We start from the raw sequence: 20643 nt of genomic DNA, 5'->3' as shown, positions 1-20643 counted from the left end.
TCAGCGGTTGCGGGTCAGCAGCGCTGGTTTTTCACCACGAGGACGGCCTGGCAACTGATCCAGTTGCTCGGGTGTCGGGAAGCGGTCGGCTTTCGACTCCTTGTGGATGATTTTGGGGGCTGGGCCACCGCGCGGGTTCTGCACCGCTGGCTCGGACGAACGAGGCTGCTCGTCACGGGCCGGGCGGCGGTTGTTACTGCGCGAGTCTTCGCGACGGGCCTGGCCGTCACGCGGTGCGCCATTACGCGGACCGCTGCGCTTGGCAGGTGGCGTACCGGTGGTGCCGCCGCTGCTGTTGCGCGGGCCGTTCTGACGTCCGCCCTGAGGTTGGCCACCGCGTGGAGCTGCGGTACCTGCGCCCTGTGCCGGGGCACCTGGACGACGGCCACGGCCTTGTGCCGGTTTGGCCTGGGGCACGTAGTCAACGCGATTACCGAAGTTATCCACGTCGTCGTCAAGGAACTCGTCCGGTGCGCGGTCAGCGGCGGCGCGTGGCGGCTGGCTCGGCTGGCGCTGTTCGCGGGCCGGGGTGCCTTCACGTGGCTTCTGCTCACGGGCCGGGCGTTCGCCACGGCCGTTGGTTGGCGCTTTGTCTTTGCCGCCCTTGTCCTTGCCCTTGTCGCGACGACCGCCGCCGCCACCGCCGCCGTTCGGGCCATCGCCCTTCGGACCGCGTGGGTTGCGTGGGTTACGCACATCGGGACGTTCGCGTACTTCAGGCTTTTCGGCCTCTACGGCGCTGGCGTCGAAGCCCATCAGGTCGCCGTCGGCGATTTTCTGCTTGGTCATGCGCTCAATGCTTTTCAGCAGTTTTTCTTCGTCCGGTGCTACCAGGGAGATGGCTTCACCCGAACGACCGGCACGGCCGGTACGGCCGATACGGTGCACATAGTCTTCGTCGACGTTCGGCAGTTCGAAGTTGACCACGTGCGGCAACTGGTCGATATCCAGGCCGCGGGCGGCGATATCGGTGGCGACCAGGATGCGCACGGAGCCGGCCTTGAAGTCGGCCAGGGCTTTGGTGCGCGCGTTCTGGCTCTTGTTACCGTGGATGGCGACGGCGGTGAGACCGTGCTTGTCCAGGTATTCGGCCAGGCGGTTGGCGCCGTGCTTGGTGCGGGTGAACACCAGTACCTGTTCCCACGCACCGTGAGTGATCAGATGCGCCAGCAGCGAGCGCTTGTGGCTTGCGGCCAGGCGGAATACGCGTTGCTCGATACGCTCGACCGTGGTGTTCGGCGGCGTGACTTCGATGCGTTCCGGGTTGTGCAGCAGCTTGCCGGCCAGGGCAGTGATGTCCTGGGAGAACGTTGCCGAGAACAGCAGGTTCTGACGTTTGGCCGGCAGGCGGGCGAGGACCTTTTTCACGTCATGGACAAAGCCCATGTCGAGCATGCGGTCGGCTTCGTCCAGCACGAGGATTTCCACGTGGGACAAGTCGACGCTGCCTTGGCCGCACAGGTCGAGCAAGCGACCAGGGCAGGCTACCAGCACGTCAACACCACGGGACATGGCCTGAACCTGTGGGTTCATGCCGACGCCGCCGAAGATGCAGGCGCTGACGAACTTCAAGTCGCGGGCATACAGCTTGAAGCTGTCGTGCACCTGGGCGGCGAGTTCGCGAGTGGGGGTCAGGACCAGTACGCGCGGTTGGCGCGGGCCGTGACGCTGGGATTTGTCCGGGTGACCGTTGGGGAACAACCGCTCCAGAATCGGAAGGGCGAAGCCGCCGGTTTTACCAGTACCTGTCTGAGCCGCAACCATAAGATCGCGACCTTGCAACACGGCGGGAATGGCCCGCTGTTGCACCGGAGTAGGCTCGGTATAGCCCGCTGCCTCGATGGCGCGGACTAAAGCCTCGGAGAGACCGAGGGAAGCAAAGGACATGAGTAATCCTGTTTTAGTTAGGGCTTGGCCCAAAGGGATAATCTTGCCGGGCGTGAATGGCGCTTAGGGGAGCGCAACCCCGTCCGGTCCTGCTGCGTCTGGCGGGCACTCCACCGGCTCGCGCGGGCTGAAAGCTGCGCTGTAGCGGGGTTGGGTGCCGTTTTCAAGACCCGAGCGGCCGGGCGTGAGCCTGGCGGAAAGGCCGGAGTATAACAGAGCAATCACGGCGCGCCGCTTTCCTGCTGCTCAACGGTGCGTTCTGAGGCCGTAATCGCTGGGATTCCACCATATTTGGCACTCAACGTGGCGTAAGCCGGCTCTTGTTTGAAGCGTTTGAGCTCGGCGGCAAAGCGTTGCACCAGCAAGTCCATGCCCGCGCCGCGGCGTACGGCAAGGTATTGCTGCTGGCGGCTGACCACCAGCGGTGCCTGGCTGACCTTGTCCTCCAGCGCCATGGCTTTTATCACATGCTGGCCCACTCGGCGGTCGGTGATCACCAGATCGATGCGCCCCAGCAGCAATTTGCCGAAATTGGCCTCATGGCTGGGCGCCGGTTCGCGGGTGAACAAGGAAGACTCGCTGAAGGGCGTGCCGTACAGGTAGCCCGGTGATGTGCCTACCGAGAGGCCTTGCAGATCCTTCAGGTGTTGGACCGGATGGCGGCGGTCATTGGCATAGAACAGGACGAATTCGACTTCCGACAGCGGCTCGCTGGGGTACAGCAGCAAGGCCTCGCGCTCGTGGTTGTGGAAAATATCCAGCACGCCATCGGCATGGCCTTGCTCAAGCATCGCCAGACAACGCTTCCAGGGAAGGAACTGCCATTGCACTTCGACCCCCAGGCGCTGGAACACGATCACCGTAGCTTCGTAGTCCAGCCCCTGCATGGTGCCCTGTTCGTCATATACATAAGGCGCCCAGGGCTCGGTGACAATGCGCAATTTCTCGCCGTAAGCGGCCAGGCTCAGGAGAGTAAAGAGGGCAGCGGTCAATAACTTCAGAATGACGGGCATGCCCCGAGGTTACGACGCCCAGCCGCTAAAGAGAAGCGCTGGCACACGCTTCTTCGGGGCGCCTTATTTTGTGGGCGATGTCATCAAGTGTTCATAGATGGCTGCACGGCGCTCACCAAGAATCAGGCGCACCACCGGGTTGGCGAACCAGTGTTCGAGCTGGTGCGCGTCCACCGGGCATTTCTGACGCTCTTCCTGGTTCTGCCGGGCCTTTTCCCACCACACCGGGCCACAGGCCTGGTCGAACTCATTCTCGTGCTCGTAGCAACCGTAGAGGATCTCGCGGATGAACTGCTGCTTGTGTTTGGGCAGCGCCAGGGTGATCAGCTTGTACATCAAGCGCTGCAGGCGTGGCGGGCGGGGCAGGTGGGCGGAGACCTTGCGGGTGTCTGCCAGCGCCTGGGCGCAGATCGGGTCGGCGGCGTGCTTGGCGATCCAGGCCTTGACCTTGGCGCGAAACAACTGCTTTCGGCTCCAGTAGTGGTGGATCAGGTCCGGGCACTGGCGCACGTTGAGCGTGCGGTATGCGGATACCGACAGGCAGAACTCTTCCAGGGTGTAAGCGCCCTGGGCCATAGGGAACAGTTCGTCCATCAGCTCGATCGAGCGATCCAGAATGTGCGCATCCTGGCGCGTCAGACCCATGACGCCGGAATTGAGCAGCCACATGTCATCGTCTGCCAGGCCTTTGTCTGCCAGGTGCCGGGCCAGGGTCTTATACAGCACGCTTTCACGGTTATCGCCGTATTTGGCCTGGAAGGCATTGCACAGCACGGTGCCGGGAGCGACGCGTTCGAACAGCGCCATGGGCGAATCGTGGAAAAAAGTGTCGGTGTCGATCAGCAGGGCTCGCTCTGCCGTTTGCAGCACGTGGCGCAACAGCACGTGTTTGGTGCGGAAGTGGTAACCGTGGGGCTCGCTCCAGCGCTTGCGCGTGGCTTCGTCCAGCGTGTGCACCTGTACCGGCAGGCCGATATAGGGGGCAGCGTTGTCACTGAACACCTGAATGTCCAAGGGCATGTCCTGGGCACCGCCCAACTGCGTCAAGGCACTCGCGATGCTGAATACCGCTTCCTGATGGTAAGTCTCGGCACCGAAAACCAGGTAAACCAGTTGCGGGCGAGGAGTCGGGGACGCTGTATTCATGTACTGCTGGCTTCCATTCCGGGGATATGTAGATGAAAAAAAGCCCCCGTAATCACGAGGGCCCGGTGTTGCCATTAAACAGGCCTAGCGTGGCAGTTTAAGGTTGTTCCAGATAGCCAGGCTCGGCTCAGCCTGGTTAAGGGTATAGAAATGCAAGCCTGGCGCGCCACCTTGTAACAAACGTTCACACATTTCGCTGATGACCTGCTCACCAAACGCTTGGATGCTCTTGACGTCATCGCCGTAGGCTTCCAACTGCTTGCGCACCCAGCGTGGGATTTCTGCGCCGCAGGCGTCGGAGAAACGTGCCAGCTTGCTGTAGTTGGTGATCGGCATGATGCCCGGCACGATTGGGATATTCACACCCAGGGCCCGCACACGCTCGACGAAGTAGAAGTAGCTGTCGGCGTTGAAGAAGTATTGTGTGATCGCGCTGTCGGCGCCGGCGTTGGCCTTGCGCACGAAGTTCTTCAGATCTTCTTCGAAATTACGCGCCTGGGGGTGCATCTCCGGATAAGCCGCCACTTCGATATGGAAGTGATCGCCGCTTTCTTCGCGGATGAAGCTCACCAGGTCATTGGCGTAGCGCAGCTCACCGCTGGCCATGCCCATGCCGGACGGCAGGTCGCCACGCAGGGCGACGATGCGCTGGATGCCGGCAGCCTTGTATTGGGTCAGCAGGCCGCGCAGGTCGTCCTTGCTGTCGCCCACGCACGAGAGGTGCGGAGCGGCGGGAACTTTGACTTCGCTTTCCAGCTGCAACACGGTGTTGATCGTGCGATCACGGGTCGAACCGCCGGCGCCATAGGTGCAGGAAAAGAAGTCGGGATTATAGCTGGCCAACTGCTTGGCAGTCGCCATCAGTTTTTCATGCCCAGCATCGGTCTTGGTCGGGAAGAACTCGAAGCTGTAGCGACGGTCTTGGGACATGGGATATCTCCAGCTGCAAGTTGCAAGCTTCAGGCGGCAAGAGGGCGGTACGCCTGATCTTGTCGCGTGAAGCTCACATCGCGCAGCTGCTTAAGGAGCAATGAAGTAGCAAGTCTCTATCACAAGCGCTTTTACTGGCCGCTTGCAGCTGGAAACTTGCAGCTGCTTAGTAACGATAAGCGTGCGGCTTGAACGGGCCTTCGACGGTCACGCCGATGTAGTCGGCCTGGGTCTTGGTCAGTTGAGTCACGACGCCGCCGAAGCCGCGGACCATTTCCAGGGCCACTTCTTCGTCGAGCTTCTTCGGCAGCACTTCCACGGTCAGGCGTTCGGCTTTCTGGGCCGGCGACAGGTCGGCGTATTTCTGGCCGAACAGGAAGATCTGGGCCAGCACCTGGTTGGCGAACGAGCCGTCCATGATGCGGCTTGGGTGGCCGGTGGCGTTACCCAGGTTAACCAGACGGCCTTCAGCCAGCAGGATCAGGTAGTCGTCGTTCTGTGGGTCGAAATCGCCAGCGCCGGTACGGTGAACCTTGTGTACCTGCGGCTTCACTTCTTCCCATGCCCAGTTCTTGCGCATGAAAGCGGTGTCGATCTCGTTATCGAAGTGACCGATGTTGCACACAACAGCACGCTTTTTCAGGGCTTTGAGCATGTTCGCGTCGCACACATTCACGTTGCCGGTGGTGGTCACGATCAGGTCGATTTTACCCAGCAGGGCCTTGTCGATGCTGGCTTCGGTGCCGTCGTTGACGCCGTCGATGAACGGCGAAACCACTTCGAAACCGTCCATGCAGGCTTGCATGGCGCAGATCGGGTCGACTTCGGAAACTTTAACGATCATGCCTTCCTGGCGCAGGGATTGGGCCGAACCCTTGCCCACGTCACCGTAGCCGATCACCAGAGCTTGCTTGCCCGACAGCAGGTGGTCGGTACCGCGCTTGATCGCGTCGTTCAGGCTGTGACGGCAGCCATACTTGTTGTCGTTCTTGCTCTTGGTCACCGAGTCGTTGACGTTGATGGCCGGGATTTTCAGCTCGCCCTTGGCCAGCATGTCCAGCAGGCGGTGAACGCCGGTGGTGGTTTCTTCGGTCACGCCGTGGACGCGATCAAGGATGGCCGGGTATTTCTTGTGCAGCAGCTCGGTCAGGTCGCCGCCGTCGTCGAGGATCATGTTGGCATCCCACGGCGCGCCATCCTTGAGGATGGTTTGCTCCAGGCACCACTCGTACTCTTCTTCGGTCTCGCCTTTCCAGGCGAATACCGGGATACCGGCAGCAGCGATAGCGGCAGCGGCCTGGTCCTGAGTCGAGAAAATGTTGCAGGACGACCAACGCACTTCGGCACCCAGGGCAACCAGGGTTTCGATCAGCACGGCGGTCTGGATGGTCATGTGGATGCAGCCGAGGATCTTCGCGCCCTTGAGCGGTTGCTCTGCGGCGTACTTGCGACGCAGACCCATCAGGGCTGGCATTTCGGATTCGGCGATAAAGGTTTCGCGACGGCCCCAGGCGGCGAGGGACATGTCGGCGACTTTGTAGTCGTTGAAATCTGCAGGCGTGTTGACAGCGCTCATGAAGAGCCTCCATTCGTAGTGTGCGAATGGGCGCCGTTGTGCGTTTAGTATCAGGCCAGAACAACCAGGCCGGACAACGCCCCATCCGAGCCTGACAGGTTGAACCTGCTGCAGCGCCCCTCGGACAGGTGGCGGGAGAACGGTGGTGGCCGTTCGAAATCGGGGAGGATTATAGCTTTCTTTATCCGGCCAGTGGCAAGTAACACGCTACAAGCGGCAAGTTAGAGCGAATCGGCTTTTACTTGCAGCTTGTCGCTTAAAACTTGAAGCTGGGGCCGTAACCCAATCGCCAAACACCTCAGTCCCGGAGCCCCCATGAACTTCCACACCCGCAAATGGGTAAAACCTGAAGACCTCAATCCCAACGGCACCCTGTTCGGCGGCAGCCTGCTGCGCTGGATCGACGAAGAAGCGGCGATCTACGCGATTGTCCAGTTGGGCAACCAGCGCGTGGTGACCAAGTACATCTCCGAAATCAACTTCGTCAGCGCCTCGCGCCAGGGCGACATCATCGAACTGGGGATCACTGCCACCGAGTTCGGTCGCACCTCCATCACCCTCACCTGTGAAGTGCGCAACAAGATCACCCGCAAGAGCATCCTGACCGTCGAGAAGATGGTCTTCGTCAACCTCGGCGAAGACGGTTTGCCGGCCCCGCACGGGCGTACCGAGATCAGGTACGTCAAGGATCAGTTCAAGGAAGACGACATCAGCGAGTAATCCTTCGCGGGCCAGTGAACGCTATTGATCGGCCGTAGGTCGTACCTGAACATCGCCCCCCTGTTCAGGTATCACCATGGCCACGCAAGAAGACGGCAAGACCCCCAACCTGTCGCAGGAAGAGCAACAGGATGTAGACGACAACCAGCCGCCTCGCGCGGCGGTACTGCATGAAATTATCCGCACCCAGGGCGACCAGGAACTCGAGCGCAATGTTGCGGCGTTGTGGTGGTCGGCGCTGGCCGCGGGCTTGACCATGGGCCTGTCGCTGATGGCCATGGGATTGCTCAATTCGCGCCTGCCCGAGGGTGAGGCGTTCAAGGTGATCGCCAGCTTCGGTTACTGCGCGGGCTTTTTGGCGGTGATCCTCGCGCGCCAGCAGCTGTTTACCGAAAACACCCTGACGGCGGTGTTGCCGGTAATGAGCAAACCCACACTGGCGAACGCCGGACGCTTATTGCGGCTGTGGTCGGTGGTGCTGGTGGGCAACCTCTGCGGCACCTTGCTGGTGGCGTATGTGATGTTGCATTTGCCGATCTTCGACACAAAGACCGACCAGGCTTTCCTGGAGATCGGGCGCAAGATCATGGAAAACAGCCCCGGCCAGATGTTTGCCAAAGGCATCGTCTCCGGCTGGATGATCGCCACCATGGTGTGGATGATCCCATCGATGGAAAGCGCCAAGATGTGGATCATCATATTGATCACTTACCTCATGGCGCTGGGGGATTTCACCCATATCGTGGTGGGGTCTGCCGAAGTGTCTTACCTGGTGTTTGCCGGTGAGTTGCCGTGGAAGGATTTCTGGCTGGTGTTCGCCGGCCCCACGCTGGCCGGCAATATTATCGGGGGCAGCTTTATCTTCGCCCTGATCAGCCATGCGCAGATTCGCAGTGAGGGCAGCTTGCCCGGCAAAAAGGCGGCGGACCCGAGGCATCCGCCGCGGGTTAATAAGAATCAGCGAGGCTGAGTTGCGCAAGCGCTAAAAACTTTACGCAAAATTTATGGGGCTCAAAGGCTGCCTGTCCGATACTGCGCGGCGCTAATTCGGCAGGTTACCTTTCCATGTCTCTCGCAGCACTGAGGCTCGTTGGCTTCATCCTGGGCATTTTTTTGATCACGCTGGCCGTGAGCATGGTCATTCCGATGCTCACGTTGGTGGTGTTTGAGCGCAGCGATGATCTGTCGGCCTTTCTCTGGTCGAGTGTGATTACACTCATCTGCGGCCTCCTGTTGGTCGCGCGCGGGCGACCCGAGACGGCCCAGCTCCGCCCCAGGGACATGTACCTGCTGACTACCGCCAGTTGGGTCGTGGTTTGCACATTTGCGGCATTACCCATGGTATTGATCAGCAAGATCAGCTACACCGATGCTTTTTTTGAAACCATGTCCGGCATCACCACCACGGGTTCAACCATTCTGGTCGGTCTGGATAGCGCCTCGCCGGGGTTATTGATCTGGCGCTCAATGTTGCACTGGCTCGGTGGTATCGGTTTTATCGGCATGGCTGTAGCGATCCTTCCGTTATTGCGAGTGGGGGGCATGCGTCTTTTTCAGACAGAGTCCTCAGACTGGTCGGAGAAAGTCACGCCCCGCTCCCACGTGGCGGCCAAATCCATTCTCTTTCTCTACCTGGGCCTTACCAGCGCGGGCGCGCTGGTGCTCTGGATGTGCGGCATGACGCCATTCGAAGCGATCAACCATGCAATGTCGTTGATCTCAACGGGTGGGTTCTCAACCTCGGATGCGTCACTCGGACACTGGCCGCAGCCCGCGATTCACTGGGCAGCCGTGGTTATCATGATTATGGGCAGCCTGCCCTTTACCCTATACGTCGCCACGTTACGTGGTCATCGGCGTGCACTGATCAACGATCATCAGGTTCGGGGTTTTATTGGGTTCCTGATCGTCACTTGGCTGATTGTGGGGACGTGGCTGTGTTTGCACAGTGATTACGGTTGGTGGGATGCGTTTCGACTCGTGGCGGTCAATGTCACCTCGGTCGTCACGACGACGGGCATTGCGGTCGGCGATTACACGTTGTGGGGCAGCTTCGCCGTTCTGTTGTTCTTTTATCTGACGTTCGTCGGTGGATGCTCGGGCTCCACGGCTGGCGGCCTCAAAATCTTTCGCTTTCAGGTAGCAGCCGCGTTGTTGGTCAGTAGTTTGAAACAACTGATCCATCCAAGGGCCGTGATACAGAAAAAGTACAACGGCCATCCCATTGACGAAGAGATCGTGCGTTCGCTTTTGACCTTTTCATTTTTTTTCACCATCACCATTGCAATGATTGCCCTGGGGCTCGGCTTGATCGGGCTCGATTGGACGACGGCGTTGAGTGGTGCCGCTACGGCGGTATGCAATGTCGGACCGGGTGTGGGCGCGATCATCGGGCCTGCCGGAAATTTCTCCTCACTTCCTGATGCCGCAAAATGGTTGCTGACGATTGGCATGCTGCTGGGACGCCTGGAGATACTCACCGTGCTGGTATTGATCACACCGGTTTTTTGGCGTTACTAGTGCGAGACGTGGATGCTGTCGGCGGGCGAGCGCGATAGAACCTTTTACTGCGTCATGGCTCATAGCGTTAGGTGCGACTTGGGGTTTTTACTGCTAGAACTCCAGTTGATGCATAAAACGACAAAAGGACGACGTGATGACGGCTGCTTTCTGGTGTGTGTTGATCGCCATTTTTCTGCCTTACCTGTGTACAGGTGTGGCCAAGTTCAGTGGCGGCAAATTTGGCGCGCGTGACAATCACGACCCGCGGGCTTTTCTGGATAACCTCGAGGGGATCGCCAAGCGCGCCCACAGTGCACAGCTCAACAGCTTTGAAGTTACCCCGGCGTTCGCGGCGGCGGTGATTATCGCTCACCTGGCCGGCACGGCCGAGTTGGTGACTATCAACGTGCTGGCCGTGTTGTTCATAACCAGCCGCCTGCTGTACATCATTTGCTACCTGGCTGACTGGGCGATCCTGCGCTCGCTAGTGTGGGCGGTGGGTATGGCGCTGATTGCGAGTTTCTTTTTTGTCTCGATCTAAACGTTAATGCACACCTGTGTGGGCGGGTTTGTGCTTGTTGTGGTGAGCGGGTAGCCCGCTCACCACGGAAAAACTCCTCGCTCGACACGACCTGTCAGCTCCCGGCAGGCGCATCCGGCACCTGCGGCAACGCCGCGCCTTTGGGCCACAACATCCAGATCTGTCCCTGCTGCTTCATATTTCCCGCCAGTTCACCCGCTGCATTGCCGGTGCCCCAGAACAAATCCGCGCGTACTTCGCCGGTGATGGCGCCGCCGGTATCCTGCGCCGCAACCGGGCGCGCCAGTGGCGTGCCGTCAGGCTTGGTGGTCGACAGCCACAACAGGCTGCCCAGCGGAATGACCTTGCGATCGACCGCTACGCTGTAGCCGGCGGTGAGTGGCACGTTCAGCGACCCACGTGGGCCTTCATTACTGTCGGGGCGGGCACTGAAGAACACGTAGCTGGGGTTGCTGGCCAGCAGTTGCGGGATCCGCTCTGGATGCGCCTTGGCCCAGGCGCTGATGGCGCCCATGGTCACGTCTTCTTTCTTCAGCTCGCCTTGCTCTACCAGCCAGCGGCCGATAGGGCGATAGGGGTAGCCATTCTGGTCGCCATAACCGACGCGCAACTGGCGCCCATCTTTGAGTTGAATACGGCCCGAACCCTGGATCTGTAGAAATTGCAGGTCCATCGGATCTGTCAGCCAGGCAATCGGTTTGGCGGTGGAGCCTTGCCCGTTGATCGCGCCTGCATCGTCGTAGGGTTTGAGCACGCGGCCTTCAAGGCGACCGCGCAGGCGCTTGCCCTTGAGCTCGGGGTAAATGCTCTCCAGGTTGACGATGATCAAGTCATCCGGCACGCCGTATACCGGCACATGGGCGGTCGCGGTCTTTGTCAGGCTGCCGGGGTAGACCGGTTCGTAGTAGCCGGTGATCAAGCCGTTCGGAGTGTTGTCGGCCGAACGCAGGCCGAACACATCCAGGCGCTCCTGGAGAAAGCTGCGTACTGCCATGGCATTGCCCGGCACGGTGGCGGCTGCGGCGCAGGTCGTGCCCCAGACCGGGTCGGCCTTGAGGCGTTGGCAGGCGCTGCGCCAGGATTCAAAGCCGGCCAGCAAGTCGCTGTCGGACACGGCGGGCAGAGCGTCCCACGGCGCGCTTACGTAGGTGGCGACGGCATGGGGTTTGGCGGGCTCGTCTTTGGCGGTTTCCTTGCCGGCATTGTTGCCCGCATCGCAACCGGCCAGTAGCGCAATCATTGGCAGCGCCCACAGCAGGCGGCTCCGGGGTTTCAGCGTGAGGTTCATACAAACAATTCCTGAAGCGATTGCCCACGCCGTACTGTCGCGGGACAACCCTTATTATTAATAGGGCTATTGGTCTTTGCGGGCGGGGCGAGGATACTGGCCGCCGTTTCCTGTGACCCTGAGCCACCATGACTTTTAAAAAAATGACGGTTGTACTGCTGGCCTGCCTGACGCTGTCCGCCTGCGGCGGTGTTGATCCGAATTCGCCGCTGGGCCAGCGCAAGGCGATCTTCAAGCAGATGCTCAAGACCGCTGAAGACCTGGGCGGCATGCTGCGTGGGCGCATCCCGTTCGACGGCGCGAAATTCGCCGAAGGCGCGGTCAAACTCGACGCGTTGTCTCATGAGCCGTGGCAGCACTTTCCGAGTGTGCGCGAGGAAGATCACACCAGCGCCAAGGATGACGTGTGGCAAAAACAGGCGCAGTTCCAGCAGTTGGCCCGCGACCTGGAAGCGGCCACCGGTGAATTGGTGATCGCCAGCCAAGTGCAGCCTTACAAGGCCAGCAATCTGGCACCTGCCGTGCAGAAAGTCGAAGATGCCTGCAGCGCCTGCCATAAACAGTTCCGCGACCACTGACCGGTTTTACTGATCGAGCTCTTCCACTGCGTCCTGCAACTCTTTGCGGGACTCGGCGAGCTTGTCTTTACGCTTGTTGATCTTATCTGCGTCGCCCTTTTTCATCGCCTTGTCGAGGTCGGCCTGACGGCGGCTGACTTCGTGTTTGGCATCGAGCACCTTGTTTTCCCGTTCTTTTTTCAGGGCTGCGTCGGTGCAGTTGGCGGTGACCTCGCTCAAGGCTTTTTCCAGGCCAGCCTGTTGGTCGCTATTGCCGTGGGCCTTGGCCTGTTCGATCTGGGTGCTGATGGCTTGGCGCTTGGCAGCACAGCCGGTGAGTTGCGGGGCTTCTTCGGCCAGCAGCGGCGTCGCCATGCAGCTTGCAACGGTCAGCAGGGCAAAAGGGGCTAGAAATTTCATGTGGAACTCCAGGATCGCAAATGGCAGGGTGAATTCTGCGGTGGTTTAAAGGCGGCCGGGTGGGGTTCAAAACCCGTCGATCCCGGCCACGCGTAATGTCTCGGCCAGCGCCTGTACCTGCGGGTCGCGAAAGAAAGCGCTCAGCTGCGCCGCACGACGCGGGCCTATGCCATCAATGGCCAGCCAGGCTTGACTGTCTCTGGCGACCAGTGTCTGCCAACCGCCCTCCAGGTTGCTGCGTGCCACAGGCGGTACGCCCAAGGCTTTGAGCCATTGTGCAAAGGGTCGCTGCCGCGCGCTTTGGAGGCTGTCGAGCACGCGTGTGCGCCTGTGATCGCCCAAGCCATCAATGGTAGCAAGCTCTGCTGCGTCAAGGGTCAACCAATCGAGAAAGCCTGCGATTAGACCGGCCTGGATCAATACGTTCCACGTCTCGCGCCCCATGTGAGGCAAGGCCAGGCCCTGATTACTGCTCAACCAGGCGAGGCGCGCGAGCAATTGTTCTTCGCAGCCAGGGTCCAGTTGCCAGCAACTCAAGGCATGAAAGTCCCGAGGTTCGGGCACTGGCAGGTCGACTCTGGTGCTATTGCGCAAAATCACATCGTCCAGCCGGGGGATCACCTGCCCGGCGAGGCTGATGGACACTTGGTCGCCAGGGCGAATATCCAGTGCTTGCCAGCGCTTCAACGAGCCGGCGCTGACTCGGCTGATTTGCCGGTCATCGAGGCGCACCGGCTCCAACTCCAGGATGGGCGTAATGCGCCCGGTGCGCCCGATTTTGAAGTGAACCTTGCGCACCAGTGCCAAGGCTTTGGATGCCGGGTACTTCCAGGCGACAGCCCAGTAAGGTGCGCTGACCTGCCAACGTTCGGCGGGCGCGCGCAGTGCCTGGTGCAGCACCACGCCGTCACTGGCAAATGGCAGTGGGTGGTCATACCAATAGGTGCGCCAGTAAGCGGCTTCGGTGATGTTGCGCACGGGGTGGCTGTAGCGCTGGCTGTCAGTGAACCCCCAGCGAGCCAGGATGGCCAGGCGTTCGCTGAACGCTGTCGGGCCTTCTGGCCACGACCAGACGAACAGGCCGATGCCGGCAGCGTCGGCGTCGCTGAGCCGTCGGCGGTTCATCAGTCCGGCCACTTTGCTGCGGGCATTGAGCCCACCTTCTGTTGATTGCACATGGTTGTCGAGGCGCCAATAGAGTTCGCCTTGCAGCACCAGGTCGATGGGCTCCGGCAGTTGCTGGACGATGCCTGGAATCTTGCGCGCAGACGCTGACCAGTCCTGGCCGAGTGCGCCGTCGCCGCGGCTGATCAGCTGCTTCAACCGGCCCTGGCGGTACACGAGAGTCACCGCGACGCCATCGACTTTGGGTTGCACCCACACATCCTGGCGCGTGCTCAGCCAGGTGTCGACGGCGTGTTCATCCAGCAGTTTATCCAGGCCGGTGTGGGCAACCGGGTGAGGCAAGGTGCCCCGCGAAGTGGCCAGCGGGTTGTCTGGCGCTGCGGTGGGCGAGGCGACACACCGGCGCCACAGGGTGAGACGTTGGCGAGCCTGGTCGTAGAGTTCATCACTGACGGGGGATTGGCCGAGGCGGTGGTAGCTGTCATCCCACAGACGGACCTGTTCGGCTAGGGTGCCGACCTGTGTTCGAGCCTCATCGGGGCAGTCTTCAGCCCAGGCCCAGGAGGAAAACGCGATGAATAAAAAAGCGATCAGTAAGAGCATCTTGAGCATCCTTGCTCGAAAGGGGCGCCCAGCCTAAATGATCCGCGCGACCACAAAAAAGCCCCGACGGCGCGGGGCTTTTTACGGCGTGTTTCTGTTTACTTGAACAGACCGCCCAGGGCTTTCACGGCATCTGGCTTATCCGCTTTGGCTTCCTGGGTTTGCTGCTTGGCGTCGGCTTTAGCCTGGGCTACAGCAAGTTTGTCACAACCTTTGTTGATCTGGTCTTGCGCCGCTTTGAAGGCTTTGACTTTCAGGGCGTCTTTGCTGGCTTCGGCGGCATCGATCTTGACTTGCAGGTCGGCCGATTGCTTCTGGCAGTCGCCGGAGTTGCCGCCACCCAACTGGGACGTCAGGGCACCGCTCAGTGCGCTCAGGTCGGCGGCGTGGGCCGGCAGGGCGAACAGGCTGAGCAACAGGGCGGCAGGGGCGAGCGTGGAGATGCGCATGAGAAACCTCAATGTTCGATTGCCGTGCGCTGAATAATCCCGGGCTGGCGCAGGGCAATATCCAAATAAGGTAGAGGGCCCGAGAGGGCGCGGATTCTAGTGGGCCATTATTTGGCCTGCAAGGTTTGGATCCAAAAAATGTGACCGTCACCGCGAATCGTCAGCCAATAAAAAGCCCCGCCGGTCAAACCCGGCAGGGCTTTTTGAAACCGCGAGCGATTACAGGCCGGCAGCGATGCGCAGGTCGTTGGCGCGGTCGGTTTTTTCCCAGGTGAAGGTGGTGAAAGTGTCGTCACCCACGGTCTTCTGCGCAGGGGTACGGCCAAAGTGGCCGTAGGCTGCGGTTTCCTGGTACATCGGGTGCAGCAGATCAAGCATGGTGGTGATCGCGTAAGGGCGCAGGTCGAAGATCTCGCGCACCAGTTTGACGATCTTGTCATCGCTGATCTTGCCGGTGCCGAAGGTATTCAGCGAGATCGACGTAGGCTGGGCCACGCCGATTGCGTACGACACCTGGATCTCGCAACGCTCGGCAAGGCCCGCAGCGACGATGTTCTTGGCCACGTAACGACCGGCGTACGCCGCGGAACGGTCGACCTTGGATGGGTCTTTACCGGAGAACGCGCCACCGCCGTGACGGGCCATGCCGCCGTAGCTGTCGACGATGATCTTGCGACCAGTGAGGCCGCAGTCACCCACCGGGCCACCGATGATGAACTGGCCGGTCGGGTTGATGTGGAACTGGGTGTCCTTGCTCAGCAGTTCGGCAGGCAGTACGTGCTTGACGATCAGCTCCATCACGCCTTCACGCAGGTCTGCGTAGGAAACGTCCGGGTTGTGCTGGGTCGACAGTACAACGGCGTCGATGCCGACGACTTTGCCGCCTTCGTAGCGGCAGGTCACCTGGGACTTGGCGTCCGGGCGCAGCCATGGCAGCAGGCCGGATTTACGCGCTTCGGCCTGACGTTGTACCAACTGGTGCGAGAAGGTGATCGGTGCAGGCATCAGCACGTCGGTTTCGTTGCTGGCGTAGCCGAACATCAGGCCCTGGTCGCCGGCGCCCTGGTCTTCCGGCTTGGCGCGGTCGACACCTTGGTTGATGTCTGGAGACTGCTTGCCGATGATGTTCATCACGCCGCAGGTCGCACCGTCGAAACCGACGTCGGAGCTGTTGTAGCCGATGTCGGTGATCACATCACGAACGATCTGCTCCAGGTCAACCCAGGCTGTGGTGGTCACTTCGCCGGCGATGATCGCTACACCGGTTTTCACCAGAGTCTCGCACGCCACGCGGGCGAACTTGTCTTCAGCAATGATGGCGTCCAGCACCGCATCAGAAATCTGGTCGGCGATTTTGTCCGGATGCCCTTCAGACACGGACTCGGAGGTGAAAAGGGAGTATTCGCTCATCTCGATGTTTTCCTGATATTACCGATGGTGAGTGTCGCCAGCCGGTCGCTGAAAATGGCGGACCTGTATCTGGAAACCATTACGTAAGCCTACATAGAGGCTTTCCCCGGGAACGAGCCCCGCAGCGGTGGCCCAACGGGCCAGATCGTCCTGTTCAAAACCCAACCAGAGATCACCGCAGGCCTCCCTGGCCCAATTCTGGTTGTGGCTGCATAAATCCGTAACCAAGAGGCTACCGCCGGGGTGCAGCAACCCGGCCATTTGCTTGAGGGCGTCGGCGGGAGCGGCGAAATGGTGCAAGACCATGTTCAGCACCACGCAGTCGGCCCGCAGGCTGGTGTCATTCAGGGCGTCGGCCAACTGCAGGCTGACGTTGCCCAGCGCTTCGCGTTCGCACAATTGGCGCGCCAGTTCGAGCATCGCCGGGCTGTTATCCAGCGCCGTGACCTGGTGAAAACGCCGCGCCAGGTCCGGCAGGAAACCGCCATCTCCAGGCCCGACTTCCAGTGCTGTGGCTTTCTCACTGAAGCTCAGCTTGTCGAGCAGCGCCAGTACGCTGTCGCGGTATTGGGCAAGGCCGGCGATCAGGTCTTGCTGGGCGCGAAACTTCTCTGCCACCCGTGCGAAAAAGTCCTGGCTCGCGGCTGCGCGTTGCCCATGAACCTGGCTGATACGCGCCTGCACGTCGCCTGGCAGGTTCAGGTTGTCCACTTCTTCCAGCAGCGCGGCGTGCAGCTTGCCGCCGAGCAGGTCGGTGTGGGGCAGGGCGCGGCGGTAAAAAATCGCATTGCCTTCGCGGCGGGTGGCCACCAGATCGGCCTGGGACAGCACCTTCAAATGGTGGCTCATGCCGGACTGACCAATGGCGAAGATCTGCGCCAGTTCCAGTACGCCGAAGGAGTCGTTGGTCAGTGCACGCAAGACGTTCAAGCGCAACGGGTCACCGGCTGCCTTGCACAAGGCTGCCAGTTCATCGCCGTCGTCGGGACGCAGTGAGGGCACGGATAGGTTCATAAGGCCAGCAGTCTAGTGACGGGGTGGGCTCCTCGCAAGGCCAATATCAAAAAGTTTTGATATTGGTCGATAAGTGGCGGTTATAAGCAGGCGCTATAGCCTTTAGACGAACGCGTAGTCGGATTCTGCAAGTCAATGGCGCGCAAACCGCAGGAAAAACACCTGCAAGTGACTATCTGTCATTGCCCGCAGGCGGTGGCTGAGGGAAAATGCCGGTCCTTTTTTCCCGTTTCTTTTACGCAACCCCCAGGAGATCAGCGATGCCCAGCCGTCGTGAGCGTGCCAACGCCATTCGTGCCCTCAGCATGGATGCCGTGCAAAAAGCCAACAGCGGCCATCCCGGTGCCCCGATGGGCATGGCGGATATCGCCGAAGTACTTTGGCGTGACTATCTGAAACACAACCCAAGCAATCCATCGTTCGCCGACCGCGACCGCTTCGTGCTGTCCAACGGCCACGGCTCGATGCTGATCTACTCGCTGCTGCACCTGACCGGCTACGACGTCACCATCGATGACCTCAAGAGCTTCCGCCAGCTGCACAGCCGCACCCCGGGGCACCCGGAATTCGGCTACACCCCAGGCGTCGAGACCACCACCGGTCCCCTGGGCCAAGGCCTGGCCAACGCCGTTGGCTTCGCGCTGGCTGAAAAAGTCCTGGGCGCACAGTTCAACCGCCCTGGCCACGACATCGTCGACCACCACACCTATGTGTTCCTGGGTGATGGCTGCATGATGGAAGGCATCTCCCACGAAGTCGCTTCCCTGGCCGGCACCCTGGGCCTGGGCAAGCTGATCGCGTTCTACGATGACAACGGCATCTCCATCGACGGCGAAGTCGAAGGCTGGTTCACCGATGACACGCCTAAGCGTTTCGAAGCCTACAACTGGCAAGTGATCCGCAATGTCGACGGCCACGATCCGGAAGAGATCAAGATTGCCATCGACACCGCTCGCAAGAGCGCGCAGCCGACCCTGATCTGCTGCAAGACCACCATCGGCTTCGGCTCGCCGAACAAACAAGGTAAAGAAGACTGCCACGGCGCCCCACTGGGTGACGCGGAAATCGCCCTGACCCGTGAAGCGCTGAAGTGGAACCACGGTCCGTTCGAAATCCCGGCCGACATCTATGCCGAGTGGGATGCCAAGGAAAAAGGCCTGGCGACAGAAGCCGAGTGGGACCAGCGCTTTGCTGCCTACTCCGCCGAGTTTCCGGAACTGGCCAACGAACTGGTACGTCGTCTGGCCGGTGACCTGCCTGCCGACTTCTCGGAGAAAGCCTCGGCCTATATCGCTGAAGTGGCGGCCAAGGGCGAAACCATCGCCAGCCGTAAAGCCAGCCAGAACACCCTGAATGCCTTTGGCCCGTTGCTGCCTGAGTTCCTCGGCGGTTCGGCCGACCTGGCCGGTTCCAACCTGACCCTGTGGAAAGGCTGCAAAGGTGTCTCGGCTGAAGACGCCAGCGGCAACTACATGTACTACGGTGTGCGTGAATTCGGCATGAGCGCCATCATGAACGGCGTGTCCCTGCACGGCGGCCTGGTGCCTTACGGCGCGACCTTCCTGATGTTCATGGAATACGCCCGCAATGCCGTACGCATGGCCGCGCTGATGAAAAAGCGTGTGATCCATGTCTACACCCACGACTCCATCGGCCTGGGCGAAGACGGCCCGACGCACCAGCCGGTCGAGCAATTGACCAGCCTGCGCACCACGCCGAACCTCGATTGCTGGCGCCCAGCCGACGCGGTGGAATCCGCCGTGGCCTGGAAGCATGCCATCGAGCGTAAGGACGGCCCTTCGGCGCTGATCTTCTCGCGCCAGAACCTGCAACACCAGGTGCGTACCGACGCGCAGATCGCCGACATCAGCCGTGGCGGCTACGTGCTCAAGGACTGCATCGGCGAGCCGGAGCTGATCCTGATCTCCACCGGTTCCGAAGTGGGCCTGACCGTTCAGGCGTACGACAAGCTGACCGCCCAGGGCCGCAACGTGCGTGTGGTGTCCATGCCTTGCACCAGCGTGTTCGAAGCCCAGGACGCCGGCTACAAGCAATCGGTCCTGCCGTTGCAGGTCAGCGCACGTATCGCCATCGAAGCGGCGCACGCCGACTACTGGTACAAGTACGTGGGCCTGGAAGGCCGCGTGATCGGCATGACCACCTACGGTGAGTCGGCGCCGGCGCCAGCGTTGTTTGAAGAGTTCGGTTTCACCCTGGAAAACATCCTGGGTCAGGCTGAAGAGCTGCTGGAAGACTAAGTCAGTCTGCGTTGTCTGGACTGGCGCTATCGCGGGCAAGCCCGCTCCCACATTTGGATCTCGGTCTATTGTGGGAGCGGGCTTGCCCGCGATGGCGTCAGAGCATTCAACACCGAACTAACCTTGATCGAGAACCCCATGCACCAACCGCGTCCTTACAAAGTTGCACTCAACGGCTACGGCCGCATTGGTCGTTGCGTCTTGCGTGCGCTGTTCGAGCGAGGTGCGGCGGCCGGGTTTGAAATTGTCGCGATCAACGATTTGGCCGACATGGCCAGCATCGAATACCTGACACGCTTTGACTCCACCCACGGCCGCTTTCCCGGCGAAGTGCGGGTCGATGGCGATTGTCTGCATATCAACGGCGACTGCGTACAAGTACTGCGCAGTGCCACCCCCGAGGGCATCGACTGGGCGGCGCTCGGCGTCGACCTGGTGCTGGAATGCTCCGGTGCCTATAACACCCGTGCCGATGGCCAGCGTTTCCTCGACGCCGGCGCGCCGCGAGTGCTGTTTTCCCAGCCAATGGCCAGTGAGGCGGATGTCGACGCCACCATCGTCTACGGCATCAACCAGGATGGCCTGACCGGCCGTGAACTGCTGGTGTCCAACGCCTCCTGCACCACCAACTGCAGCGTGCCGTTGTTGCGTCTGCTGGATCAGGCGATCGGCATCGATTATGTGTCGATTACCACGATCCACTCGGCGATGAACGACCAGCCGGTGATCGACGCCTATCACCATGAAGACCTGCGCCGTACCCGCTCGGCGTTCCAGTCTGTGATTCCGGTGTCCACCGGCCTGGCCCGTGGCATCGAACGCCTGCTGCCGGAACTTGCCGGGCGAATTCAGGCCAAAGCGGTACGGGTGCCGACGGTGAACGTGTCCTGCCTGGACATCACCTTGCAAACCGTGAGCGACACCGATGCCGTGGAGGTCAACCGGATTCTGCGCGACGCCGCCACCAGCGGTCCGCTCAAAGGCTTGCTGGCCTACACCGAGTTGCCCCACGCCAGTTGTGATTTCAACCATGACCCGCATTCGGCGATTGTCGATGCCAGCCAGACCCGCGTTTCCGGCCCGAGGCTGGTGAACATCCTGGCCTGGTTCGACAACGAGTGGGGTTTTGCCAACCGCATGCTGGACGTTGCAGAGCACTTTCTGCACGTTGCCTCCAAACAACCTCAACAGTAATTCAGGAACT

Annotated in this window: 18 protein-coding genes and 1 riboswitch; of the genes, 7 read left to right on the top strand and 11 right to left on the bottom strand. The window is 60.7% G+C overall.

Annotation, left to right across the window (positions count from 1 at the left end):
• The 5 genes from KZX66_RS14800 to ahcY all read right to left on the bottom strand — a co-directional run bounded on the left by KZX66_RS14800 (position 1) and on the right by ahcY (position 6552).
• On the bottom strand, positions 1–1887 hold the full coding sequence (locus KZX66_RS14800; protein WP_248080494.1) for a DEAD/DEAH box helicase: 1887 nt from the start codon (positions 1885–1887) through the stop codon (positions 1–3).
• Positions 1888–2108: 221 nt separating this feature from the next.
• Complete coding sequence (locus KZX66_RS14795; protein WP_248080491.1) at positions 2109–2900, bottom strand: transporter substrate-binding domain-containing protein; 792 nt, start codon at positions 2898–2900, stop codon at positions 2109–2111.
• A gap of 63 nt (positions 2901–2963) precedes the next feature.
• Positions 2964–4046 carry a hypothetical protein gene (locus KZX66_RS14790; RefSeq protein WP_248080488.1) on the bottom strand — a complete coding sequence of 361 codons (1083 nt, stop codon included), beginning with the start codon at positions 4044–4046 and terminating at the stop codon, positions 2964–2966.
• Between the two features lie 84 nt (positions 4047–4130).
• Positions 4131–4976, bottom strand: coding sequence for a methylenetetrahydrofolate reductase [NAD(P)H] (gene metF, locus KZX66_RS14785; protein ID WP_248080485.1), 846 nt, complete (start codon positions 4974–4976; stop codon positions 4131–4133).
• Between the two features lie 166 nt (positions 4977–5142).
• On the bottom strand, positions 5143–6552 hold the full coding sequence (gene ahcY, locus KZX66_RS14780; RefSeq protein WP_248080484.1) for an adenosylhomocysteinase: 1410 nt from the start codon (positions 6550–6552) through the stop codon (positions 5143–5145).
• 21 nt (positions 6553–6573) lie between these two features.
• Positions 6574–6680, bottom strand: a riboswitch (S-adenosyl-L-homocysteine riboswitch).
• Positions 6681–6867: 187 nt separating this feature from the next.
• Between ahcY and KZX66_RS14775 the strand changes: the two genes are divergently transcribed.
• The 4 genes from KZX66_RS14775 (at position 6868) to KZX66_RS14760 (ending at position 10315) form a co-directional block, all read left to right on the top strand.
• Positions 6868–7272, top strand: coding sequence for a hotdog domain-containing protein (locus KZX66_RS14775; protein ID WP_090401687.1), 405 nt, complete (start codon positions 6868–6870; stop codon positions 7270–7272).
• A 76-nt stretch (positions 7273–7348) separates the two neighbouring features.
• A complete protein-coding gene (locus tag KZX66_RS14770) occupies positions 7349–8242 on the top strand; it encodes a formate/nitrite transporter family protein (protein ID WP_248080480.1) in 894 nt (297 codons plus the stop codon).
• 95 nt (positions 8243–8337) lie between these two features.
• Positions 8338–9792, top strand: a complete 1455-nt coding sequence (locus tag KZX66_RS14765) for a TrkH family potassium uptake protein (protein ID WP_248080477.1) — start codon at positions 8338–8340, stop codon at positions 9790–9792.
• Between the two features lie 136 nt (positions 9793–9928).
• On the top strand, positions 9929–10315 hold the full coding sequence (locus KZX66_RS14760; RefSeq protein WP_248080474.1) for an MAPEG family protein: 387 nt from the start codon (positions 9929–9931) through the stop codon (positions 10313–10315).
• Positions 10316–10409: 94 nt separating this feature from the next.
• On the opposite strand, the gene KZX66_RS14755 is transcribed toward KZX66_RS14760, so the two are convergent.
• Positions 10410–11603: an MltA domain-containing protein gene (locus KZX66_RS14755; RefSeq protein WP_248080472.1), complete on the bottom strand. Its 1194-nt coding sequence runs from the start codon at positions 11601–11603 to the stop codon at positions 10410–10412.
• Positions 11604–11731: 128 nt separating this feature from the next.
• On the opposite strand from KZX66_RS14755, the gene KZX66_RS14750 reads away from it, so the two are divergent.
• Positions 11732–12181, top strand: a complete 450-nt coding sequence (locus KZX66_RS14750) for a cytochrome c (RefSeq protein WP_248080470.1) — start codon at positions 11732–11734, stop codon at positions 12179–12181.
• A gap of 6 nt (positions 12182–12187) precedes the next feature.
• Here the strand turns inward: KZX66_RS14750 and KZX66_RS14745 are convergent, their stop codons facing one another.
• From KZX66_RS14745 to KZX66_RS14725, 5 genes are all read right to left on the bottom strand, one after another.
• A complete protein-coding gene (locus KZX66_RS14745) occupies positions 12188–12580 on the bottom strand; it encodes a DUF1090 domain-containing protein (RefSeq protein WP_248080468.1) in 393 nt (130 codons plus the stop codon).
• A gap of 66 nt (positions 12581–12646) precedes the next feature.
• Positions 12647–14308, bottom strand: a complete 1662-nt coding sequence (gene ligB, locus KZX66_RS14740; RefSeq protein ID WP_248080466.1) for an NAD-dependent DNA ligase LigB — start codon at positions 14306–14308, stop codon at positions 12647–12649.
• A gap of 98 nt (positions 14309–14406) precedes the next feature.
• Entirely contained in the window at positions 14407–14757 is a 351-nt protein-coding gene (locus KZX66_RS14735) for a hypothetical protein (protein ID WP_248080464.1), read from the bottom strand.
• 219 nt (positions 14758–14976) lie between these two features.
• Positions 14977–16167: a methionine adenosyltransferase gene (metK, locus tag KZX66_RS14730; protein ID WP_024077850.1), complete on the bottom strand. Its 1191-nt coding sequence runs from the start codon at positions 16165–16167 to the stop codon at positions 14977–14979.
• An 18-nt stretch (positions 16168–16185) separates the two neighbouring features.
• Positions 16186–17181 carry a metalloregulator ArsR/SmtB family transcription factor gene (locus KZX66_RS14725; RefSeq protein WP_248080462.1) on the bottom strand — a complete coding sequence of 332 codons (996 nt, stop codon included), beginning with the start codon at positions 17179–17181 and terminating at the stop codon, positions 16186–16188.
• A gap of 260 nt (positions 17182–17441) precedes the next feature.
• On the opposite strand from KZX66_RS14725, the gene tkt reads away from it, so the two are divergent.
• On the top strand, positions 17442–19439 hold the full coding sequence (gene tkt / locus KZX66_RS14720; protein WP_248080460.1) for a transketolase: 1998 nt from the start codon (positions 17442–17444) through the stop codon (positions 19437–19439).
• A 138-nt stretch (positions 19440–19577) separates the two neighbouring features.
• Positions 19578–20633: an erythrose-4-phosphate dehydrogenase gene (gene epd, locus KZX66_RS14715; RefSeq protein ID WP_248080458.1), complete on the top strand. Its 1056-nt coding sequence runs from the start codon at positions 19578–19580 to the stop codon at positions 20631–20633.
• Positions 20634–20643 lie beyond the last annotated feature (10 nt).

Source organism: Pseudomonas sp. EYE_354, assembly GCF_023148575.1.
In the GTDB taxonomy this organism is placed as follows: domain Bacteria; phylum Pseudomonadota; class Gammaproteobacteria; order Pseudomonadales; family Pseudomonadaceae; genus Aquipseudomonas.
This window is presented reverse-complemented; position numbering and strand designations above follow the sequence as displayed.

Bases quoted from the DNA above. Each gene is read 5' to 3' on its own strand.
- KZX66_RS14800 (WP_248080494.1), bottom strand. From the start codon at position 1,887: ATGTCCTTTGCTTCCCTCGGTCTCTCCGAGGCTTTAGTCCGCGCCATC.
- KZX66_RS14795 (WP_248080491.1), bottom strand. From the start codon at position 2,900: ATGCCCGTCATTCTGAAGTTATTGACCGCTGCCCTCTTTACTCTCCTG.
- KZX66_RS14790 (WP_248080488.1), bottom strand. From the start codon at position 4,046: ATGAATACAGCGTCCCCGACTCCTCGCCCGCAACTGGTTTACCTGGTT.
- metF (WP_248080485.1), bottom strand. From the start codon at position 4,976: ATGTCCCAAGACCGTCGCTACAGCTTCGAGTTCTTCCCGACCAAGACC.
- ahcY (WP_248080484.1), bottom strand. From the start codon at position 6,552: ATGAGCGCTGTCAACACGCCTGCAGATTTCAACGACTACAAAGTCGCC.
- KZX66_RS14775 (WP_090401687.1), top strand. From the start codon at position 6,868: ATGAACTTCCACACCCGCAAATGGGTAAAACCTGAAGACCTCAATCCC.
- KZX66_RS14770 (WP_248080480.1), top strand. From the start codon at position 7,349: ATGGCCACGCAAGAAGACGGCAAGACCCCCAACCTGTCGCAGGAAGAG.
- KZX66_RS14765 (WP_248080477.1), top strand. From the start codon at position 8,338: ATGTCTCTCGCAGCACTGAGGCTCGTTGGCTTCATCCTGGGCATTTTT.
- KZX66_RS14760 (WP_248080474.1), top strand. From the start codon at position 9,929: ATGACGGCTGCTTTCTGGTGTGTGTTGATCGCCATTTTTCTGCCTTAC.
- KZX66_RS14755 (WP_248080472.1), bottom strand. From the start codon at position 11,603: ATGAACCTCACGCTGAAACCCCGGAGCCGCCTGCTGTGGGCGCTGCCA.
- KZX66_RS14750 (WP_248080470.1), top strand. From the start codon at position 11,732: ATGACTTTTAAAAAAATGACGGTTGTACTGCTGGCCTGCCTGACGCTG.
- KZX66_RS14745 (WP_248080468.1), bottom strand. From the start codon at position 12,580: ATGAAATTTCTAGCCCCTTTTGCCCTGCTGACCGTTGCAAGCTGCATG.
- ligB (WP_248080466.1), bottom strand. From the start codon at position 14,308: ATGCTCTTACTGATCGCTTTTTTATTCATCGCGTTTTCCTCCTGGGCC.
- KZX66_RS14735 (WP_248080464.1), bottom strand. From the start codon at position 14,757: ATGCGCATCTCCACGCTCGCCCCTGCCGCCCTGTTGCTCAGCCTGTTC.
- metK (WP_024077850.1), bottom strand. From the start codon at position 16,167: ATGAGCGAATACTCCCTTTTCACCTCCGAGTCCGTGTCTGAAGGGCAT.
- KZX66_RS14725 (WP_248080462.1), bottom strand. From the start codon at position 17,181: ATGAACCTATCCGTGCCCTCACTGCGTCCCGACGACGGCGATGAACTG.
- tkt (WP_248080460.1), top strand. From the start codon at position 17,442: ATGCCCAGCCGTCGTGAGCGTGCCAACGCCATTCGTGCCCTCAGCATG.
- epd (WP_248080458.1), top strand. From the start codon at position 19,578: ATGCACCAACCGCGTCCTTACAAAGTTGCACTCAACGGCTACGGCCGC.